This is a genomic window from Devosia sp. WQ 349K1 (genome assembly GCF_016595685.1).
Taxonomy (GTDB): Bacteria; Pseudomonadota; Alphaproteobacteria; order Rhizobiales; family Devosiaceae; genus Devosia.
This window is the reverse complement of the sequence record NZ_JAENGO010000002.1, coordinates 109,569-125,439: the sequence shown is the minus strand read 5'-3', so window position 1 is coordinate 125,439 and position 15,871 is coordinate 109,569. Positions and strand designations below refer to the sequence as shown.

Annotated in this window: 14 protein-coding genes; 10 read left to right on the top strand and 4 right to left on the bottom strand. The window is 58.1% G+C overall.

What is annotated here, in order from left to right; translation table 11 throughout:
* Position 1: 1 nt before the first annotated feature.
* The 4 genes from JHL21_RS05805 to JHL21_RS05790 all read right to left on the bottom strand — a co-directional run bounded on the left by JHL21_RS05805 (position 2) and on the right by JHL21_RS05790 (position 3,254).
* Positions 2 to 820: a bifunctional allantoicase/(S)-ureidoglycine aminohydrolase gene (locus tag JHL21_RS05805; RefSeq protein WP_200212453.1), complete on the bottom strand. Its 819-nt coding sequence runs from the start codon at positions 818 to 820 to the stop codon at positions 2 to 4.
* Positions 821 to 862: 42 nt separating this feature from the next.
* Complete coding sequence (puuE, locus tag JHL21_RS05800) at positions 863 to 2,281, bottom strand: allantoinase PuuE (protein WP_200212452.1); 1,419 nt, start codon at positions 2,279 to 2,281, stop codon at positions 863 to 865.
* A 125-nt stretch (positions 2,282 to 2,406) separates the two neighbouring features.
* Positions 2,407 to 2,814 (bottom strand): DUF1801 domain-containing protein, encoded by a 408-nt coding sequence (locus tag JHL21_RS05795; protein WP_200212451.1) that lies wholly within the window; start codon positions 2,812 to 2,814, stop codon positions 2,407 to 2,409.
* A gap of 2 nt (positions 2,815 to 2,816) precedes the next feature.
* Entirely contained in the window at positions 2,817 to 3,254 is a 438-nt protein-coding gene (locus JHL21_RS05790; protein WP_200212525.1) for a DUF1801 domain-containing protein, read from the bottom strand.
* Positions 3,255 to 3,456: 202 nt separating this feature from the next.
* Between JHL21_RS05790 and uraH the strand changes: the two genes are divergently transcribed.
* From uraH to guaD, 10 genes are all read left to right on the top strand, one after another.
* Positions 3,457 to 3,807 carry a hydroxyisourate hydrolase gene (gene uraH / locus JHL21_RS05785; RefSeq protein ID WP_200212450.1) on the top strand — a complete coding sequence of 117 codons (351 nt, stop codon included), beginning with the start codon at positions 3,457 to 3,459 and terminating at the stop codon, positions 3,805 to 3,807.
* A 3-nt stretch (positions 3,808 to 3,810) separates the two neighbouring features.
* Positions 3,811 to 5,274: a xanthine dehydrogenase small subunit gene (gene xdhA, locus JHL21_RS05780; protein ID WP_200212445.1), complete on the top strand. Its 1,464-nt coding sequence runs from the start codon at positions 3,811 to 3,813 to the stop codon at positions 5,272 to 5,274.
* Positions 5,274 to 7,604 carry a xanthine dehydrogenase molybdopterin binding subunit gene (gene xdhB, locus JHL21_RS05775; RefSeq protein ID WP_200212442.1) on the top strand — a complete coding sequence of 777 codons (2,331 nt, stop codon included), beginning with the start codon at positions 5,274 to 5,276 and terminating at the stop codon, positions 7,602 to 7,604. Before xdhA ends, xdhB begins: the two co-directional genes overlap by 1 nt.
* Before the next feature lie 91 nt (positions 7,605 to 7,695).
* Positions 7,696 to 8,553, top strand: a complete 858-nt coding sequence (gene xdhC, locus JHL21_RS05770) for a xanthine dehydrogenase accessory protein XdhC (protein ID WP_200212440.1) — start codon at positions 7,696 to 7,698, stop codon at positions 8,551 to 8,553.
* Entirely contained in the window at positions 8,543 to 10,072 is a 1,530-nt protein-coding gene (locus JHL21_RS05765) for an ABC transporter ATP-binding protein (protein WP_248306522.1), read from the top strand. Before xdhC ends, JHL21_RS05765 begins: the two co-directional genes overlap by 11 nt.
* Positions 10,069 to 11,202 (top strand): ABC transporter permease, encoded by a 1,134-nt coding sequence (locus JHL21_RS05760; RefSeq protein ID WP_248309021.1) that lies wholly within the window; start codon positions 10,069 to 10,071, stop codon positions 11,200 to 11,202. Before JHL21_RS05765 ends, JHL21_RS05760 begins: the two co-directional genes overlap by 4 nt.
* Complete coding sequence (locus tag JHL21_RS05755; protein ID WP_169195696.1) at positions 11,202 to 12,125, top strand: ABC transporter permease; 924 nt, start codon at positions 11,202 to 11,204, stop codon at positions 12,123 to 12,125. Before JHL21_RS05760 ends, JHL21_RS05755 begins: the two co-directional genes overlap by 1 nt.
* A 56-nt stretch (positions 12,126 to 12,181) precedes the next feature.
* Positions 12,182 to 13,264: a BMP family ABC transporter substrate-binding protein gene (locus tag JHL21_RS05750; protein ID WP_199532283.1), complete on the top strand. Its 1,083-nt coding sequence runs from the start codon at positions 12,182 to 12,184 to the stop codon at positions 13,262 to 13,264.
* A 58-nt stretch (positions 13,265 to 13,322) separates the two neighbouring features.
* A complete protein-coding gene (locus JHL21_RS05745; protein WP_200212438.1) occupies positions 13,323 to 14,546 on the top strand; it encodes a urate hydroxylase PuuD in 1,224 nt (407 codons plus the stop codon).
* On the top strand, positions 14,543 to 15,844 hold the full coding sequence (gene guaD / locus JHL21_RS05740; RefSeq protein ID WP_200212436.1) for a guanine deaminase: 1,302 nt from the start codon (positions 14,543 to 14,545) through the stop codon (positions 15,842 to 15,844). Before JHL21_RS05745 ends, guaD begins: the two co-directional genes overlap by 4 nt.
* Positions 15,845 to 15,871 lie beyond the last annotated feature (27 nt).

Here is a 15,871-nt window from a genome sequence, read left to right as displayed (position 1 = left end):
ATCAAAACGGCAGCTTGGCGTGACGGTTGACGTCTTTGTAGAGCAGATAGCGGAAGCGTTCCGGGCCCGTGTAGCAGGCTTGCGGGCAGAAGGCGCGGAGCCACATGAAATCGCCGGGTTCGACTTCGACCCAGTCGCGGTTGAGGCGATAGACGGCCTTGCCTTCGAGGACGTAAAGGCCGTGCTCCATCACATGGGTTTCCTCGAACGGGATGACCGCGCCCGGCTCGAGAGTGACGATGTTGACGTGCATGTCGTGGCGCAGGTCGATCGGCTCGACGAACCGTGTCGTGCCCCAACGATCGTTTGAGCCGGGCATCCAGCGGATGGGTTCGACCTTATCGGAAGTGACGAAGGCCTCCGGCACATCGACGCCTTCGACGCGTTCGTATTTTTTGCGGATCCAATGGAAGCGGCAGAACTCGGTGCCGTTGTTGACGGCGGTCCAGTTGCAGCCGGGAGGCAGGAAGGCGTAGCCGCCTTCAGTGAGCGTATGCTCAGTGCCCTCGATGGTGAGGGTGATCTCGCCAGCGACAACGAAAATGACGCCTTCGGCCTCTGGATTGCCCTCTGGCTTATCGCTGCCCCCCTGCGGGGCAACTTCCATAATGTATTGCGAGAAGGTCTCGGCAAAGCCGCTCAAGGGGCGAGCGATGACCCAAAGGCGGGTGAGACGCCAATGGGGGAGATAGGAGATGACGATGTCGCGCATCGTCCCATGAGGGAGCACGGCATAGGCCTCGGTGAAAACCGCGCGCTGGGTGTGAAGCGCCATTTGGCTGGGTAGGCCTGCAGGGGGTGATGCGTACTGTGATGACATCTCGGGCTCGGGCAAAATTTCGGACAAAGGGCAGGGCGCGGCTTAGGGCAGGACGGCGCTGAGACGAAGGAGAGCGATGCGCTCGACCTGACGGCAGGCGGTGGTGAACTCCTGCTCGGCGGTGTTTGCGAGCCGGGTTTCGAAGTTCGCCAAGATCGACGCCTTGGTGTGGTCGCGCACGGCGATGATGAAGGGGAAACCGAATTTGTCGACGTAAGCGGTGTTGAGGCGCGTGAAGGTTTCGCGCTCTTGGTCGGTGAGGGCGTCGAGACCGGCGGACTTTTGTTCGGCAGTGCTTTCAGCCGTGAGGCGCTTGGCAGCGGCGAGCTTGCCCGCGAGATCAGGGTGGGCGCGCAGAACGCCCATGCGTTCGTCGTCTGTTGCCATGCGGAATTGACTGCGTAGGGCGAAGTGGAGGCCCTGAGCGGTGTCATTGGCGGGACCTAATTCACCATCCCAAGCGCGCTCGGCGATCCAGGGCGAATGCTCGAAGATCGAGCCGTAGCGGGAAATGAAATCGTCGCGGTCGAGCGTGCTGGGGAGCACATCCTGCGCAATGAAAGGGTGTTCCTTGGCCCAATGCTCGGCGATTTGAAGGCGGGTGGGGACCCAGACCTTGTCGAAGGTTTTGATGTAATCAACGAACTTCTTGAGGCCCTGAAAGCGCCCCGGCTGACCGACGAGGCGGCAGTGGAGGCCGATGGACATCATCTTGGGGCTGCCGGCCTGACCTTCGGCATAAAGGCAGTCAAAGCTGTCCTTGAGGAAGGTGAAGAACTCGTCGCCCGTGTCAAAGCCCGGGGGCGTGACAAAGCGCATGTCATTGGCCGAGAGCGTATAGGGGATGATCAATTGCGGGCGGTCGCCGTGAAGCCGCCAATAGGGCAGGTCGTCGTCATAGGTGTCGGAGATATAGGCCATTGAGCCTGTTTCAGTGACAAGATCGACGGTGTTGAGACTGGAGCGGCCTGTGTACCAGCCTTGCGGCGGGGTGCCGGTGGCGACGGTGTGGAGGCGAATGGCTTCGGCGATCTGGCGGCGTTCTTCAGCGGGCGGCATGTCCTTATGCTGGACCCATTTGAGACCGTGGCTGGCGATTTCCCAACCAGCGTCGAGCATGGCCTGAACCTGCGCTGGCGCACGCATGAGCGCAGTGGCGACGCCATAGACGGTGACGGGGAGACCGGCCTGCGTGAAGAGGCGATGGAGGCGCCAGAAGCCAGCGCGCGAGCCATATTCATACATGCTCTCGACATTGGCATGGCGTTGGTCTGGCCAAGGCTGCGCGCCGAGAACGTCGACGAGGAAGGCTTCCGACGCACCATCGCCGTGCAGAATATTGTTTTCGCCGCCCTCTTCATAATTGAGGACAAACTGCACCGCGACATGCGCACCACCGGGCCAATTGGCATTGGGGGGATTGGCGCCATAACCGTGCATATTGCGGGGGTAGCGAAGCATCTGCGGTATCCATCAGCGTCGAATAATTCTGCATGATGGTAGGAGCAGGTTTGCACTTAGGCTAGCGGGTTTAAGTGCAAAATCTTTCGGCGAAGCGCGTTTCTTTCGCGAGTTATCAACAATGCCTATTTTGCACTCTGCTTGTTCAAAGAAGCGGCGGCGCGGATGAGGTCTTTAAATCCGTCGTGATCTATCGTTCCGCCTTCGGTGAAGTCGATGGCGCGGCGGGCATTGCCCTCCAGACTGGCGTTAAAGATACCAGAGGGGTCGGGCAGCGATGCGCCCTTTGGGAAGGTGGTTTTTATGGCGGCTTTATAGGCCTCGCCGGTGCACAAAATGCCATTGTGAGACCAGACCGGCTGACCCCATTTCCACTCTTCGATGACATCGGGCAGTGCTTCGTGGATGAGCTTGCGCAAAAGGGCGAGGGTTTCGCCGCGCCAGCCGGGGAGGTCAGCAATCCGCTGGTCAATCAGTTGGGAGGGCGTCGCGCCGGTGGCGAGGTCGGCCTTGCTGATGCGAGGAAAAGCCATGGCTACATTTTCTCGCCGGGGAGCAGAGCAGCGGCTTTTATCCAGGCGGAGAACTGGGCGTGATCAAAGCCCGCCTCGGTGACATGGAGATAGCGCACGTCTGGATTTTTGGACGGCTCTGGTGGCGGTGGCACGAGCTGCCCACCATTGAAGAAGCCAAGTTTGAGGTAGTTTTTCATGGCATGGAAGGAGGTGAAATAGTGGTGCTCGGTGACGCCATACATCGGCGAGTTCCACTTCACCGCCTTGAGCACATTGGGAACAGCTGCGGTGATCAGGCTATCGATGATTTTGGCTTCGCGTTGCTGCCAACCGGTGAGGGCGGCGATGTAGTTCTGCACCACCTCATCGCCATAGCCTTTGGCGATTTGAGGATTGCCACCACTGAGGCGGGTGACGCCATCAGCATCGGGTTTTAGGTCTGATATTTTAGGGTTCATAGCCACGGGCGCTCCTCGCAAAGCCTTGATCGTGCATGGTGTCCTGAGGGGGAGTGTGGCACCTGTCTAAGGCGGGGTGAAGGCTAAAAATTAGGCAGGCAAATATGTCTGGGTAACTTCTGGCTTTCCTGTGTGAAATTGGGCTAGCCGCAAGATTGCTAAATGCTATGGTCTTGGGGGGACGACGAATAGGAGTAGCAACATGGCAGGCGGACGCCTTACGACCCATGTTCTCGATACAATGCATGGTACGCCGGCGCGGGGTATGCGCCTTGAACTTCACTATGTTCATGGCGACCACACGCATCATCTTGTTGATAGCTACACCAATTCTGACGGTCGCGTAGATCAGCCCCTGTTGGACGAAGAGTTCCAGCACGGCGAATATGAAATCCGCTTCCACGTCGGGCAGTTTTTCGAGCGTATTGGCGTTGAGATTGAAACGCCGTTCCTTGATGTCGTGCCGATCCGTTTTACGATTTCTGAAGACAAGCACTACCATGTGCCGCTGCTTGTCAGCCCATTTGCGTATTCGACCTACCGCGGGAGTTGAGCCTTGGTAGACGTGACCAACGCCATTCGCTTTTTGCTCAATGGTGAAGATATTGCCCTGACGGATGTGGCGCCTGATCAGACGCTGCTCGATTGGTTGCGCCTTGAGCGCCGACTGCGCGGCTCGAAAGAGGGCTGTGCTGAGGGCGATTGCGGTGCCTGTACGGTATTGGTTGGTCGCGTTTTTGGCGATGAAGTCATTTATGACAGCGTAACAGCCTGCATTCGACTGCTGGGGAGCCTCAATGGCTGCCACGTCGTCACCATTGAGCATTTGCGGGGGGGGAATGGCCAGCTCCATCCGGTGCAGCAGGCGATGGTGGATCAGCACGGGAGCCAGTGTGGTTTCTGTACGCCGGGGTTTGTCATGAGCCTTTATGGCTTGTGGATGCGGAACCCGCACCCAACGCGCTCGGCTATCGAGAAAGCATTGCAGGGCAATCTTTGTCGCTGCACCGGCTATGCGCCAATCATTCGCGCGGCTGAGGCGATTTCGAGCTATGGCCTGCCGCAGGGCGATGTGCTGTGGGCCGAGCGGATTGCGGTCAAGGATAGGCTGATCGCGTTGAGCCAGACAGGGCGCGTCGATATTGGTGCGGATGAAAATCGCATCATCATTCCCGCAAGTCTGGATGATCTGGCGCAGCTTTATGCGCAATATCCGGAAGCGCGGATCGTCGCCGGTTCAACGGACGTTGGGCTGTGGGTGACCAAGTTCATGCGTCGCATTGGGCCGGTGATTTTTATCAATCATCTGCAAGAGCTGAAGGCTGTTACGGTCTCGGACGCGGGCGTGAATTTTATGGCGGGCGTGACCTATTCGGAAGCGCTGCCGACGATCGAAGAGCATTTCCCGCAATTGCGTGAGCTTTGGAGCCGCTTTGCCGGGGAACAGGTGCGCAATATGGGTACGCTGGGCGGCAATATCGCCAATGGCTCGCCCATCGGGGACACTCCGCCGACCTTTATTGCGCTGGGTGCGCGATTGACGCTGCGCAAAGGCAATGAGCGGCGCGAAATGGCGCTTGAGGATTACTTCGTTGCCTATGGCAAGCAGGATCGTGGGCCGGGTGAGTTTGTCGAAAGCCTCTTTGTGCCTAGGCTGCCTGCGGGTGAACACTACGCCGTCTACAAGGTCGCCAAGCGTAAGGAAGAGGATATTTCATCGCTGTGTGGGGCCTTCCGCGTGGGGACCGACAATGGTGTGGTGACCTCGGCGCGTATCGCTTTTGGCGGCATGGCGGCGACGCCAAAGCGCGCCGCGGTGGTGGAAGCAGCGCTGATGGGCAAGGCCTGGTCGGAAGAAACGATTGAGGCGGTTCTACCGTTGTTTGGCGAGGATTATCAGCCCATTAGCGATATGCGCGCCTCGGCGGACTATCGTCTGTTGGCTGCCAAGAACCTGCTCCGTCGGTTTTTCATGGAGACCGAAGGCACCGCTGAGCGGTTGAGCCGTGAGGTGGCATGATGAATAAGCATTCTTCCGAAATTTCATTGGCTGTGCTGCATGCCAATACGCGCCATGACAGCGGCCCCAAGCATGTGACCGGGACGGCAGAATATATCGACGATATGATCGAGCCTGTGGGCACGATGCACGCCTATTTGGGCCTGTCGACCCGCGCCCATGCCACGATCAAGTCGATTGATCTCGATGCCGTTCGCGCGGCGCCCGGCGTTATCGGCGTGCTGACGGCGGAGGATATTCCGGGCGAGAATGACGTCTCGCCGAGCCATAAGCATGACGAACCCATTTTCGCGGTTGGTAAGGTGCACTTCTGGGGCCAGCCGATGTTTGCGGTGGTGGCAGACACGCGCGACGCCGCGCGCCGCGCCGCACAGCTGGTCAAGATCGACTACGAAGACCTGCCGCATGCGCTCGATGTCCGCGCAGCGCAGGGCGCGGGCGGAAAGCTCGTGACCGAACCGCTCAAGCTGGAACGGGGCGACGTTGAGGCAGGCCTCGCCAGCGCGCCGCGTCGCGTTCAAGGCGCAATGACGATCGGCGGGCAGGATCACTTCTATCTGGAGGGGCAGATTGCACTCGCCATTCCGGGCGAAGACGAGGACGTGACCATCCACGCCTCGACCCAACACCCGAGCGAAGTGCAATTGATGGTGGCGCAGGTTTTGGCCATTCGCCACCATGCTGTGACCATCAATATCCGCCGCATGGGCGGTGGCTTTGGCGGCAAGGAAACGCAGGGCAATCTCTTTGCTGCTGTCGCCGCGCTGGCGGCGAAGAAGTGGAACCGCGCTTGTAAAATCCGTCCGGACCGGGACGACGATATGCAGGCGACCGGCAAGCGCCATGACTTCGTGGTCGATTATGACGTTGGCTATGATGAGACCGGCAAAATTCTCGCCGTTGACGCAAACTATGCGGCGCGCGCGGGATTCTCATCCGATCTTTCGGGGCCGGTAACAGACCGCGCATTGTTCCATGCGGATAATGCCTATTGGTATCCGGCGGTGCGTCTGCGGTCGCAGCCGCTTTATACCAATACTGTTTCGAACACCGCGTTCCGTGGTTTTGGTGGGCCGCAGGGCATGTTGGCGGCGGAGCGCTGGGTAGAAGACATCGCCTATGCGCTGGGCAAAGACCCGCTCGACATTCGCAAGGCCAATTTCTACGGCACGGACACCGACAATATTACGCCCTACCATCAAACGGTGACCGACAATGTCGTTGATCGCGTGGTGGAGGAGCTGGAAGCCAGCGCTGATTATCAGGCGCGTCGCCGGGCGGTGATCGCCTTCAACAAGACCAGCAAAGTGCTCAAAAAGGGCATTGCGCTGACCCCGGTGAAGTTTGGGATTTCGTTCACGGCGACCTGGTACAATCAGGCTGGTGCTTTGGTGCATGTCTATAAGGATGGCTCGGTCCATCTTTCGCATGGCGGCACAGAAATGGGGCAGGGGCTGCACACCAAGGTGGCGCAGGTGGTTGCCGATGCCTTTGGCATCAATCTCGACACCGTCAAGATCATGGCGACTTCCACGGGGAAGGTTCCCAATACCTCGGCGACGGCTGCCTCTTCGGGCACTGACCTTAATGGTATGGCGGCGCTCAACGCCTGTGATCAGATTAAGGCTCGGCTGGTCGCCCATGGGGCGGCGTTGCACAAGGTTTCAGAGAGCGAGTGCTCGTGGGTGCAGGGTGGATTGCAGGCAGGGTCCACCTTCGTGCCGTTTGGTGAACTGGTGGCTTCGGCCTATCTGAACCGCGTTCAGCTTTCGGCAGCGGGATTTTACAAGACCCCGGATATCAATTGGGATCGTGCAGCGGGCCGTGGTCGACCGTTCTATTATTATGCCTATGGGGCATCGGTGAGCGAGGTCACCATCGACACGCTGACGGGTGAATATACCGTCGACCGAGTCGATATTTTGCATGATGTCGGCAAGTCGCTGAACCCCGTTATCGACGTTGGACAGGTCGAAGGCGGCTTCATTCAGGGGATGGGATGGCTCACCAGCGAAGAATTAGTGTGGGATTCTAAGGGACAGCTCCGGACTCATGCCCCTTCCACCTACAAAATCCCTTTGGCTTCTGATATCCCGCCGGTCTTCAACGTGAAGCTGGCGGAGTGGTCGGTGAACAAAGAACCGACCATAGGTCGATCCAAAGCGGTCGGTGAGCCGCCCTTTATGCTGGCCATGAGTGTGGCTGAAGCATTGGGCATGGCTGTGGCCAGCGTGGCCGATTATAGAATCGCGCCGCGCCTTGATACGCCGATTACGCCCGAGCGCGTGTTGATGGGCGTAGAGCGACTCCAAGCGGAGACGCGCGCGTGAAAAACTCGGTGGGCGCAAAGTCTGGTGTCCCACCGTACCTCCCCCAAATTGGGGGAGGGGAACTGCCCGGCCGCGCCTACGGGGGAGAATCATGACTCCCCAAGCTCTCAGCGCATTTTTCGCCGAAAATCCCGACGCCATATTGTGCGAGATCACGCATGTGAAAGGCTCCTCGCCACGCGCGGAAGGCACTTTCATGGTGGTGGGCGCGACACTCGCGCTTGGGACTATAGGTGGCGGTGCCCTTGAATATATGGTTATTGACCACGCGCGCCGGCTGATCACAGCAGGGCGCGCGCATGAGGTCATGGACGTGCCTTTGGGCCCCGAAATCGGCCAGTGTTGTGGCGGGCGTGTTCGTGTCGACCTTTCTTATGTTACCGACACGATGCGGGCCGAGCTTGTGGCGCGGTGCGAGGCCGAACTGGCGCAACGTCCGAGCGTATTTGTTTTTGGCGCGGGCCATGTTGGCCGTGTCTTGGCGCACATTCTCTCGCTTATGCCAGTGAGGCTTGAGGTGATTGATACGCGCAAAGAGGAGCTGGCTGCACTTGCGCCTCAAATCGCTTCTCGACTTGTCGCTATGCCCGAGATGATTGTGCGCCAGGCGCCAGCGGGCAGCAGCTTTGTGATCGTCACGCATGATCACGCTTTGGATTTTCTCATTGCACATGAAGCATTGTCGCGACGTGACACTGCCTATGTTGGAATGGTCGGCTCACAAACGAAAAGAGCAAAGTTCACGCGCTGGTATCGTGACCAAGGGGGTGACGCATTGGCGTTGAACAAGCTCATTTTACCTATCGGCGCGCAGGGCCTTGGCGACAAACGCCCCGCCGTTATAGCGGCCTTCGCCGCAGCTGAAATTATGGCACATGTTGGAAGTCAGGGCATTTGTGCACGTGACAATTCCTCCTTTGAACAAACGGGAGTGGCGCGTGGTTTCTGACCTGCCCAATCGGCTCGAACTGAGCGGTATCACCAAGCAATTCCCAGGCGTTCTGGCCAACGACAATGTGTCGTTTTCGGTCAAGCCGGGTGAAATTCACGCGCTTCTCGGTGAGAACGGGGCGGGTAAGTCCACCCTCGTGAAAATGATTTATGGCATCATGCAGCCCAATGCCGGCGAGATCCGCTGGAATGGGGTTCCCACTGTCGTGCAGAGCCCAAAGGCCGCGCGCAAGCTGGGCATCGGCATGGTGTTCCAGCACTTCTCGCTGTTTGAAGCGCTGACCGTTCTCGAAAATATCGCGCTCGGCATGGATGCGAAGATCCCGCAGCGTGAGCTCGAAGAGCGGACGCGGCAGATCATGCAGACCTATGGGCTGACGCTTGATCCGCACCGTACCGTTGCAACGCTTTCGGTGGGCGAACGCCAGCGTATCGAAATCGTGCGCGCGCTGCTGCTCAATCCAAAACTGCTGATTATGGATGAGCCGACTTCGGTTTTGACGCCGCAGGAAGTGGAGCAGCTGTTCACCGTACTGCGCCAGCTGGCGAGCGAAGGCTGCTCGATCCTTTATATCTCGCACAAGCTGCATGAGATTAAGGCGCTGTGTGACACAGCGACTATTCTGCGCGGCGGAAAGCTCGTGGATACGTGTGACCCCAAGGTCGAGACCTCGCGCTCGATGGCCGAGAAGATGATCGGGGCCGGGCTCAAGGATATCAACAAGGGTGAAGGGCGCAGTTTCGGCGAGCCTAAGCTCGTAGTGAACGGTCTTTCGACCAAGAAGACGGGCGACTTCGATGTGCCCGTCAACAACATCTCATTTACTGTGCATGCTGGTGAAATTCTGGGCATTGCGGGCGTGGCCGGTAATGGGCAGAACGCGCTTTTAGACGCGCTGTCGGGCGAGTTGCTCGGGGAAGATCGCGACGCCATTAGCCTTGATGGACGCAGCATTGGCTTGCAGCACCCAACCGACCGTCGCCGGTCAGGGATTTCAGCGGTGCCGGAAGAGCGCAATGGTCACGCGGCGGTTGGTGATTTCTCGCTCTCGGACAATTCGGTGCTTACGGCGCGTGATCGTATCGGCATGGTTATGCTGGGGCTGATCAATTTCGGCACGGCGAAGAAATACACCGACAAGGTGATCGCTGGTTTCTCGGTGAAGGCCATCGGCTCGCAGTCGACCGCGAGTTCGCTCTCGGGCGGGAATTTGCAGAAGTACATTATGGGCCGCGAAATCATGCAGAGCCCCAAGGTGCTGGTGGTGAGCCAGCCAACTTGGGGCGTGGATGCGGGCGCGGCAGCGGCGATCCATCAGGCTTTGGTCGATCTGGCCGCGTCGGGCTCGGCCATTGTCGTGATCAGCCAGGACCTTGATGAGTTGCTGGCCCTGTCCGACAGCCTTGCGGTAATCAATATGGGGTCGCTCTCTGAAGTGCGGCCGGTGAAGGACTTTAGCGTGGAAGAGATCGGTCTGCTTATGGGCGGTGTGCATGGCGAGGCGGGAGCAGCATGATGCAGTTTCGTCTCGAAAAGCGCGCTGAACCATCCAAGTTCATGCTCTATGCAACGCCGATTGCGGCTGTTGCTCTGACCATGCTGGTGGGCGTGATCCTGTTTTCTGCCATTGGTTACAATGGCTTTGCGGCGGTTGGGGAGATTTTCCTTACCCCACTGACCAATCCCTACAAGTGGCAGGAATTGGGCGTTAAAGCGGCGCCGTTGATTATTATCGGTGTTGGTCTTTCGATCGCTTATCGGGCCAATGTCTGGAACATCGGTGCTGAGGGCCAGTACATCGTTGGTGCTTTGGCTGCGACCTGGGTGGCGCTGGCCACACACGGGCAGGGTGGCTTCTGGATTTTGCCACTGATGGCGGTGGCAGGGGCGATTGCGGGCATGGCCTATGCGGCGATCCCGGCGTTTCTCAAGACCAAGCTCAACGTCAATGAAATTCTCACCAGCCTGATGCTGACCTATGCGTCCGTACAGCTGATCTTCTTCCTCATTCGTGGTCCATGGAAGGACCCAATGGGCATCGGTTTCCCGCAGTCGCGTCGCTTTGACGTGGCGGCGCGCTTGCCGAACCTGACGGTCGAAAACTTTGGCTTCCTCGGCGACGGCGCTTTGATCCTCAAGGGGCTCGTGGAACGCGTGCACTATGGCGTGCCGCTGGCGATTTTCATTGCGCTGGTCGTGTGGTTCATCATGACCCGCACCGTGTTTGGTTATCGTATGCGCGTTGTTGGTGCGGCGCCGCACGCAGCGCGTTACGGCGGCTTTTCGCAGAACAAAACCATCTGGATGGCCATGCTCGTGAGTGGCGGTTTGGCGGGTCTGGCGGGGATGCTGGAAGTGGCTGGTCCGTTCCAGCGTATGGTGCCCGGCTTTGCCACCAACTATGGCTTTACGGCCATCATCGTGGCCTTCCTCGGACGGCTTAATCCACTTGGCGTAATATTTGCAGGTTTCGTGTTGGCGGTCACATTCGTCGGTGGGCAGATTGCTCAGACGACCATGGGGTTGCCGGATGAAACGACAGGTATCTTCCAGGCGCTAATGATGTTCCTGCTGCTGGCTGGTGACATTTTGATCAAATATCGCATTCGGCGCGTTCAGCCTGATGCCCGCGTGGGAGCTGCATAATGGATCTTACCATTGCGATCATCGTGACCGTCGTTGGCGCGTCCACTCCTATTCTGATTGCCGCTTTGGGCGAACTGGTCGTTGAACGGGCAGGGGTGTTGAACCTCGGCGTTGAAGGCATGATGCTGATTGGCGCTGTCGTCGGCTTCATTGTTCAGTTCCACACCGGTCAGCCGCTGCTGGCACTTCTGGCTGCGGCCGTTGCCGGCGTTCTCTCGTCACTGATCTTTGGTTTCCTGACGCTCTCGCTTTCGGCCAATCAGACAGCGACCGGGCTAGCACTGACGATTTTCGGGACAGGGTTTTCGGCTCTCATTGGGGCGAACTACTCTGCTCGTCCGGTGCCGCTTATGGACTCGGTCTTGCCCGAAACCATCGCGGACCATCCCATTGCGCGCGTGCTGCTGGGCTATTCGCTGCCGGTTTACTTCGCGTTCTTCATGGTGTTTGCCGTATGGTTCTTCCTTAAAAAGACCCGTTCCGGCCTGATCCTGCGCGCTGTTGGCGAGAACGACCATTCGGCGCACTCGATCGGCTATTCGGTATTGGGTGTCCGCTACCTCGCGATCATGTTTGGTGGCGCTATGGCAGGGATCGCCGGTGCGTGCTTCCCGCTGCTGCTGACGCCACAATGGGCCGAAGGCATGACGGCGGGCCGTGGCTGGATTGCTGTGGCGCTGGTGGTGTTCGCCTCGTGGCGTCCAATGCGCCTGTTGTTCGGCGCCTATCTCTTTGGTCTGGTCATGACCATGGAAGTGTACATCAAGGCAGGTGGCGGTCTTTTCTCCGCGATCCCTGCAGAATTGTGGGCAGCCTTGCCCTATCTCGCAACGATCGTCGTGCTGGTGCTAATTTCGCTGAAGCGCGACGCGTCAACTAATGCTCCGGCCTGCCTTGGCAGGCCGTTCATGCCGGGTAATTGAGGCGGCGCCAACGAACGCCTCAATTCATAAAAATGTCGTCAATCAGGAGAAAAATGATGACACTGTCGCGTCGTACTTTCATCAAGGTTGGTGGGGCCGCCTTGTCTCTGCCACTTCTCGGAAGCACTGCTTTCGGTCAAGAAAAACTGAAGATCGGCTTCATCTACGTGGGCTCGATCAACGACAACGGCTACAACTACGCGCACAATCAGGGCCGTATCTTCATCCAGGAACAGCTGGGTGAACAGGTTGAAACCATGTTCGTCGAAAACGTGGCTGAAGGCCCAGATTGCGAACGTGTTCTGCGCGAACTGGCTCAGCAGGGCTGCAAGCTGATCTTCGCAACCAGCTTTGGTTTCGGCGACAGCGTTATCAAGGTTGCAGAAGAGTTCCCTGATATCGCGTTCGAACACGCGACCGGCTACATGAGCGGCCCGAATGTTGGCCTCTACAACGCGCGCTTCCATGAAGGCCGTGCGATCTGCGGTATCATCGCTGGTCACATGTCCCAGACCGGTAAGGCTGGTTATATCGGCTCGTTCCCGATCCCAGAAGTTGTGATGGGCATCAACTCCTTCACGCTCGCTGCGCGTAAGATCAACCCAGAATTCACCCTGACCCCGGTCTATATCTCGACCTGGAACGACCCAGCCAAGGAAGCTGACGCTGCCCGCGCTATGATCGACCAGGGCATGGACATCATTGCTCAGCACACCGACGGTCCAGCGGCTCTGCAGGTTGCTGCCGAACGCGGCATCATCGGCGGCTTCGGCCAGGGCGCAGACATGAGCGCATTTGCTCCTGACACCCAGCTGACCGCGATCATCGACAACTGGGGCCCGCACTACCTCGCGTCGGCCAAGGCTGTTCTCGATGGCTCTTGGGCACCAGGCAACACCTGGGAAGGTCTCAAGGAAGAGGTCGTGACCATGACCCCTTACCACTCCAAGGTTCCAGAAGCTGCCGTCAAGGACGCAGAAGCTATGCGTCTCGGCCAGATCGATGGTTCGGTTGCAATCTTCACCGGCCCGATCAATGACCACACTGGTGTTGAACGCGTTGCGGCTGGCGTCACCATGACCGACGCTGAACTGCTCAGCATGGACTGGTACGTTGAAGGCGTGATCCCACCAGCCTGATAGACATTTCGAGATGATCAGGGGCGGGTTTACCCGCCCCTTTTTATGAGGGTGGGACATGGGCGATTTAGTTATTTTCTATGAATGGGCGATGTTCGTCGCGCGCTGGTTGCACGTGGTCACGGCGGTCGCTTGGATTGGGTCTTCTTTTTACTTTATCGCTCTCGATTTGGGTCTGCGAAAGACCCCGAGCTTGCCTCCGCTAGCCCACGGCGAAGAATGGCAAGTGCATGGTGGTGGCTTCTACCACATCCAGAAATATCTCGTTGCGCCGGAGTTTTTGCCCGAGCACCTCACTTGGTTTAAGTGGGAAAGCTATGCGACCTGGCTCTCAGGCGCGCTGCTGCTGGCGCTGCTTTATTACATCGGCGCGGACCTTTATCTCGTTGATCGTAACGTGCTCGATATTCCGAGCTGGGGTGCAATTGCGCTCTCCATCGGCTCGATTGGTCTGGGCTGGTTGCTCTATGACACGTTGTGCAAGTCCAAGATCGGGCAATCGACCACGGGCCTGATGCTCGTGCTGTTCGCCATCCTTGTGGCGATGAGCTGGGGCTACACGCAGCTGTTTACTGGCCGCGCGGCCATGCTGCATATGGGCGCGTTTACCGCGACCATTATGACCGCCAATGTCGCGATGATCATTATTCCCAATCAGAAGATTGTGGTTGCCGATCTCAAGGCCGGGCGTACGCCCGACGCGAAATACGGCAAGATCGCCAAGCAGCGTTCGCTGCATAACAATTACCTCACCCTGCCGGTGATCTTCTTCATGCTATCGTCCCACTATCCGCTGGCCTTCGCCACGCAGTGGAACTGGATTATCGCTTCGCTGATCTTCCTCGTTGGCGTGGTCGTGCGGCACTATTTCAACACACGCCATGCTCGTAAGGGCAATCCGCATTGGACTTGGGCCGTTGCCGTTATTCTGATGCTGATTATCGCTTGGCTCTCGACTGGTCCGCGCCTGCCTGAAGGGGCCGAGACGCAGATTAGCGCGGTTGGGCAGCAATATATGGATAGCCAGCATTTTGCGGCCGCTAGCCTTGCGGTGCAGACGCGCTGCGCCATGTGCCACACGGCTGAGCCGGCCTATGAAGGGGTGTATCGTGCGCCCAAGAATGTCGTGCTTGATAATGACATCGCAATTGCCAACCACGCTCGTGAGATTGTCATTCAGTCTGGATGGAGCCACGCTATGCCGCCCGGCAATGTGACAGAAATGACTGCGCAAGAACGGGCGTTGCTCGTTGAGTGGTATAGAGAGGGTTCTAACTCGTGACGAAAACCATATTGCGAGGCAGAGTTCTCAGCTTCCACCGGGCCCCGCAAGATATTGGAGACACAGAGAGCTATCTCTATCTCGAAGATGGTGCCGTGACGCTCGAGAACGGCAAGGTCATCGCAGTCGGTGATTATGCGAGCGCTGAGACCACCGGGGCAGAAGTGGTGGACCACAGGCCTCACCTGATCATGTCCGGCTTTATCGACCTGCATGTGCATTATGTGCAGAGCCACATCATGGCCGCCTATGCAGGGTCGCTCCTCGAATGGCTCAATACCTATACTTTTATCGAAGAGCAAAAGTTCAGCCAGCAGGGGCATGCCGCGGCGGTCGCCGTTGATTTTTACGATGCGCTGATCCGGCACGGCACGACCACAGCCGTCGCCTATTGCTCTAGCCATCCCCGCTCGGTGGATGCGTTCTTTGCCGAGGGCGAGAAGCGCAATATGCTTATGGTCGGCGGCAAGGTGATGATGGATCGCAATGCGCCTGAAGCGCTCTGCGATACAGCTCAATCCGGCTATGACGACAGCAAGGCGCTCATTGCCAAATGGCACGGGCGCGGTCGCGGCCAATATGCGATTTCCCCCCGTTTCGCTATCACCTCCACCCCCGCACAGCTCGAAGCCGCGCAGGCTTTGGTCGCCGAGCATCCCGAATGCTACGTGCAGACGCATTTGAGCGAGAATGACGAAGAAATTCGCTTCTCGATGGAGCTCTATCCGGCGTCAAAGGACTATACGGGGATTTATGAGGACTACGGCCTATTGGGTCGAAAAACGCTGCTCGGTCACTCGATCCATCTCAATCATCGCGAAACCTCAGTCTTGGCGGAAACCGCGTCGGTGGCAGTTTTCTGCCCGACGTCAAACCTGTTCCTCGGATCAGGCTTGTTTGACCGCGAACGCCTTTTGGCCAACGGGGTCCGGATTGGCATTGCCTCGGACATTGGTGGCGGCACCAGCATGAGCATGCTGCGGACTTTGGACGAGGGCTACAAGATTTTGCAGTTGCGCAAGCAGCGCTTCAATCCATTGTCATCGTTTCATTTGGCAACGCGGGGTAACGCAGAAGCATTGGGCTTAGAAGACAAGATCGGATCTATAGCGCCCGGGCGCGATGCTGACTTGGTCGTGCTCGATTCTGGAGCGACGCCAACTATGCAAATGCGCCAAGGAACAGTGACATCTTTGGTTGAAGAGCTATTCTTACTCCAAACCATGGGCGATGATCGCTCCATTGTGGAAGTTTATGTTGCTGGAACCGCTACAAAGTCGACTTTAGCCGGGTTGTGAAACCAACCGCTCTTGTCATAAACCAGT

Coding starts and splice junctions, on each gene's coding strand:
- uraH (WP_200212450.1), top strand. CDS start 3,457: ATGGCAGGCGGACGCCTTACGACCCATGTTCTCGATACAATGCATGGT.
- JHL21_RS05795 (WP_200212451.1), bottom strand. CDS start 2,814: ATGGCTTTTCCTCGCATCAGCAAGGCCGACCTCGCCACCGGCGCGACG.
- JHL21_RS05790 (WP_200212525.1), bottom strand. CDS start 3,254: ATGAACCCTAAAATATCAGACCTAAAACCCGATGCTGATGGCGTCACC.
- JHL21_RS05760 (WP_248309021.1), top strand. CDS start 10,069: ATGATGCAGTTTCGTCTCGAAAAGCGCGCTGAACCATCCAAGTTCATG.
- JHL21_RS05750 (WP_199532283.1), top strand. CDS start 12,182: ATGACACTGTCGCGTCGTACTTTCATCAAGGTTGGTGGGGCCGCCTTG.
- puuE (WP_200212452.1), bottom strand. CDS start 2,281: ATGCTTCGCTACCCCCGCAATATGCACGGTTATGGCGCCAATCCCCCC.
- JHL21_RS05745 (WP_200212438.1), top strand. CDS start 13,323: ATGGGCGATTTAGTTATTTTCTATGAATGGGCGATGTTCGTCGCGCGC.
- JHL21_RS05755 (WP_169195696.1), top strand. CDS start 11,202: ATGGATCTTACCATTGCGATCATCGTGACCGTCGTTGGCGCGTCCACT.
- xdhC (WP_200212440.1), top strand. CDS start 7,696: ATGACTCCCCAAGCTCTCAGCGCATTTTTCGCCGAAAATCCCGACGCC.
- JHL21_RS05805 (WP_200212453.1), bottom strand. CDS start 820: ATGTCATCACAGTACGCATCACCCCCTGCAGGCCTACCCAGCCAAATG.
- xdhB (WP_200212442.1), top strand. CDS start 5,274: ATGAATAAGCATTCTTCCGAAATTTCATTGGCTGTGCTGCATGCCAAT.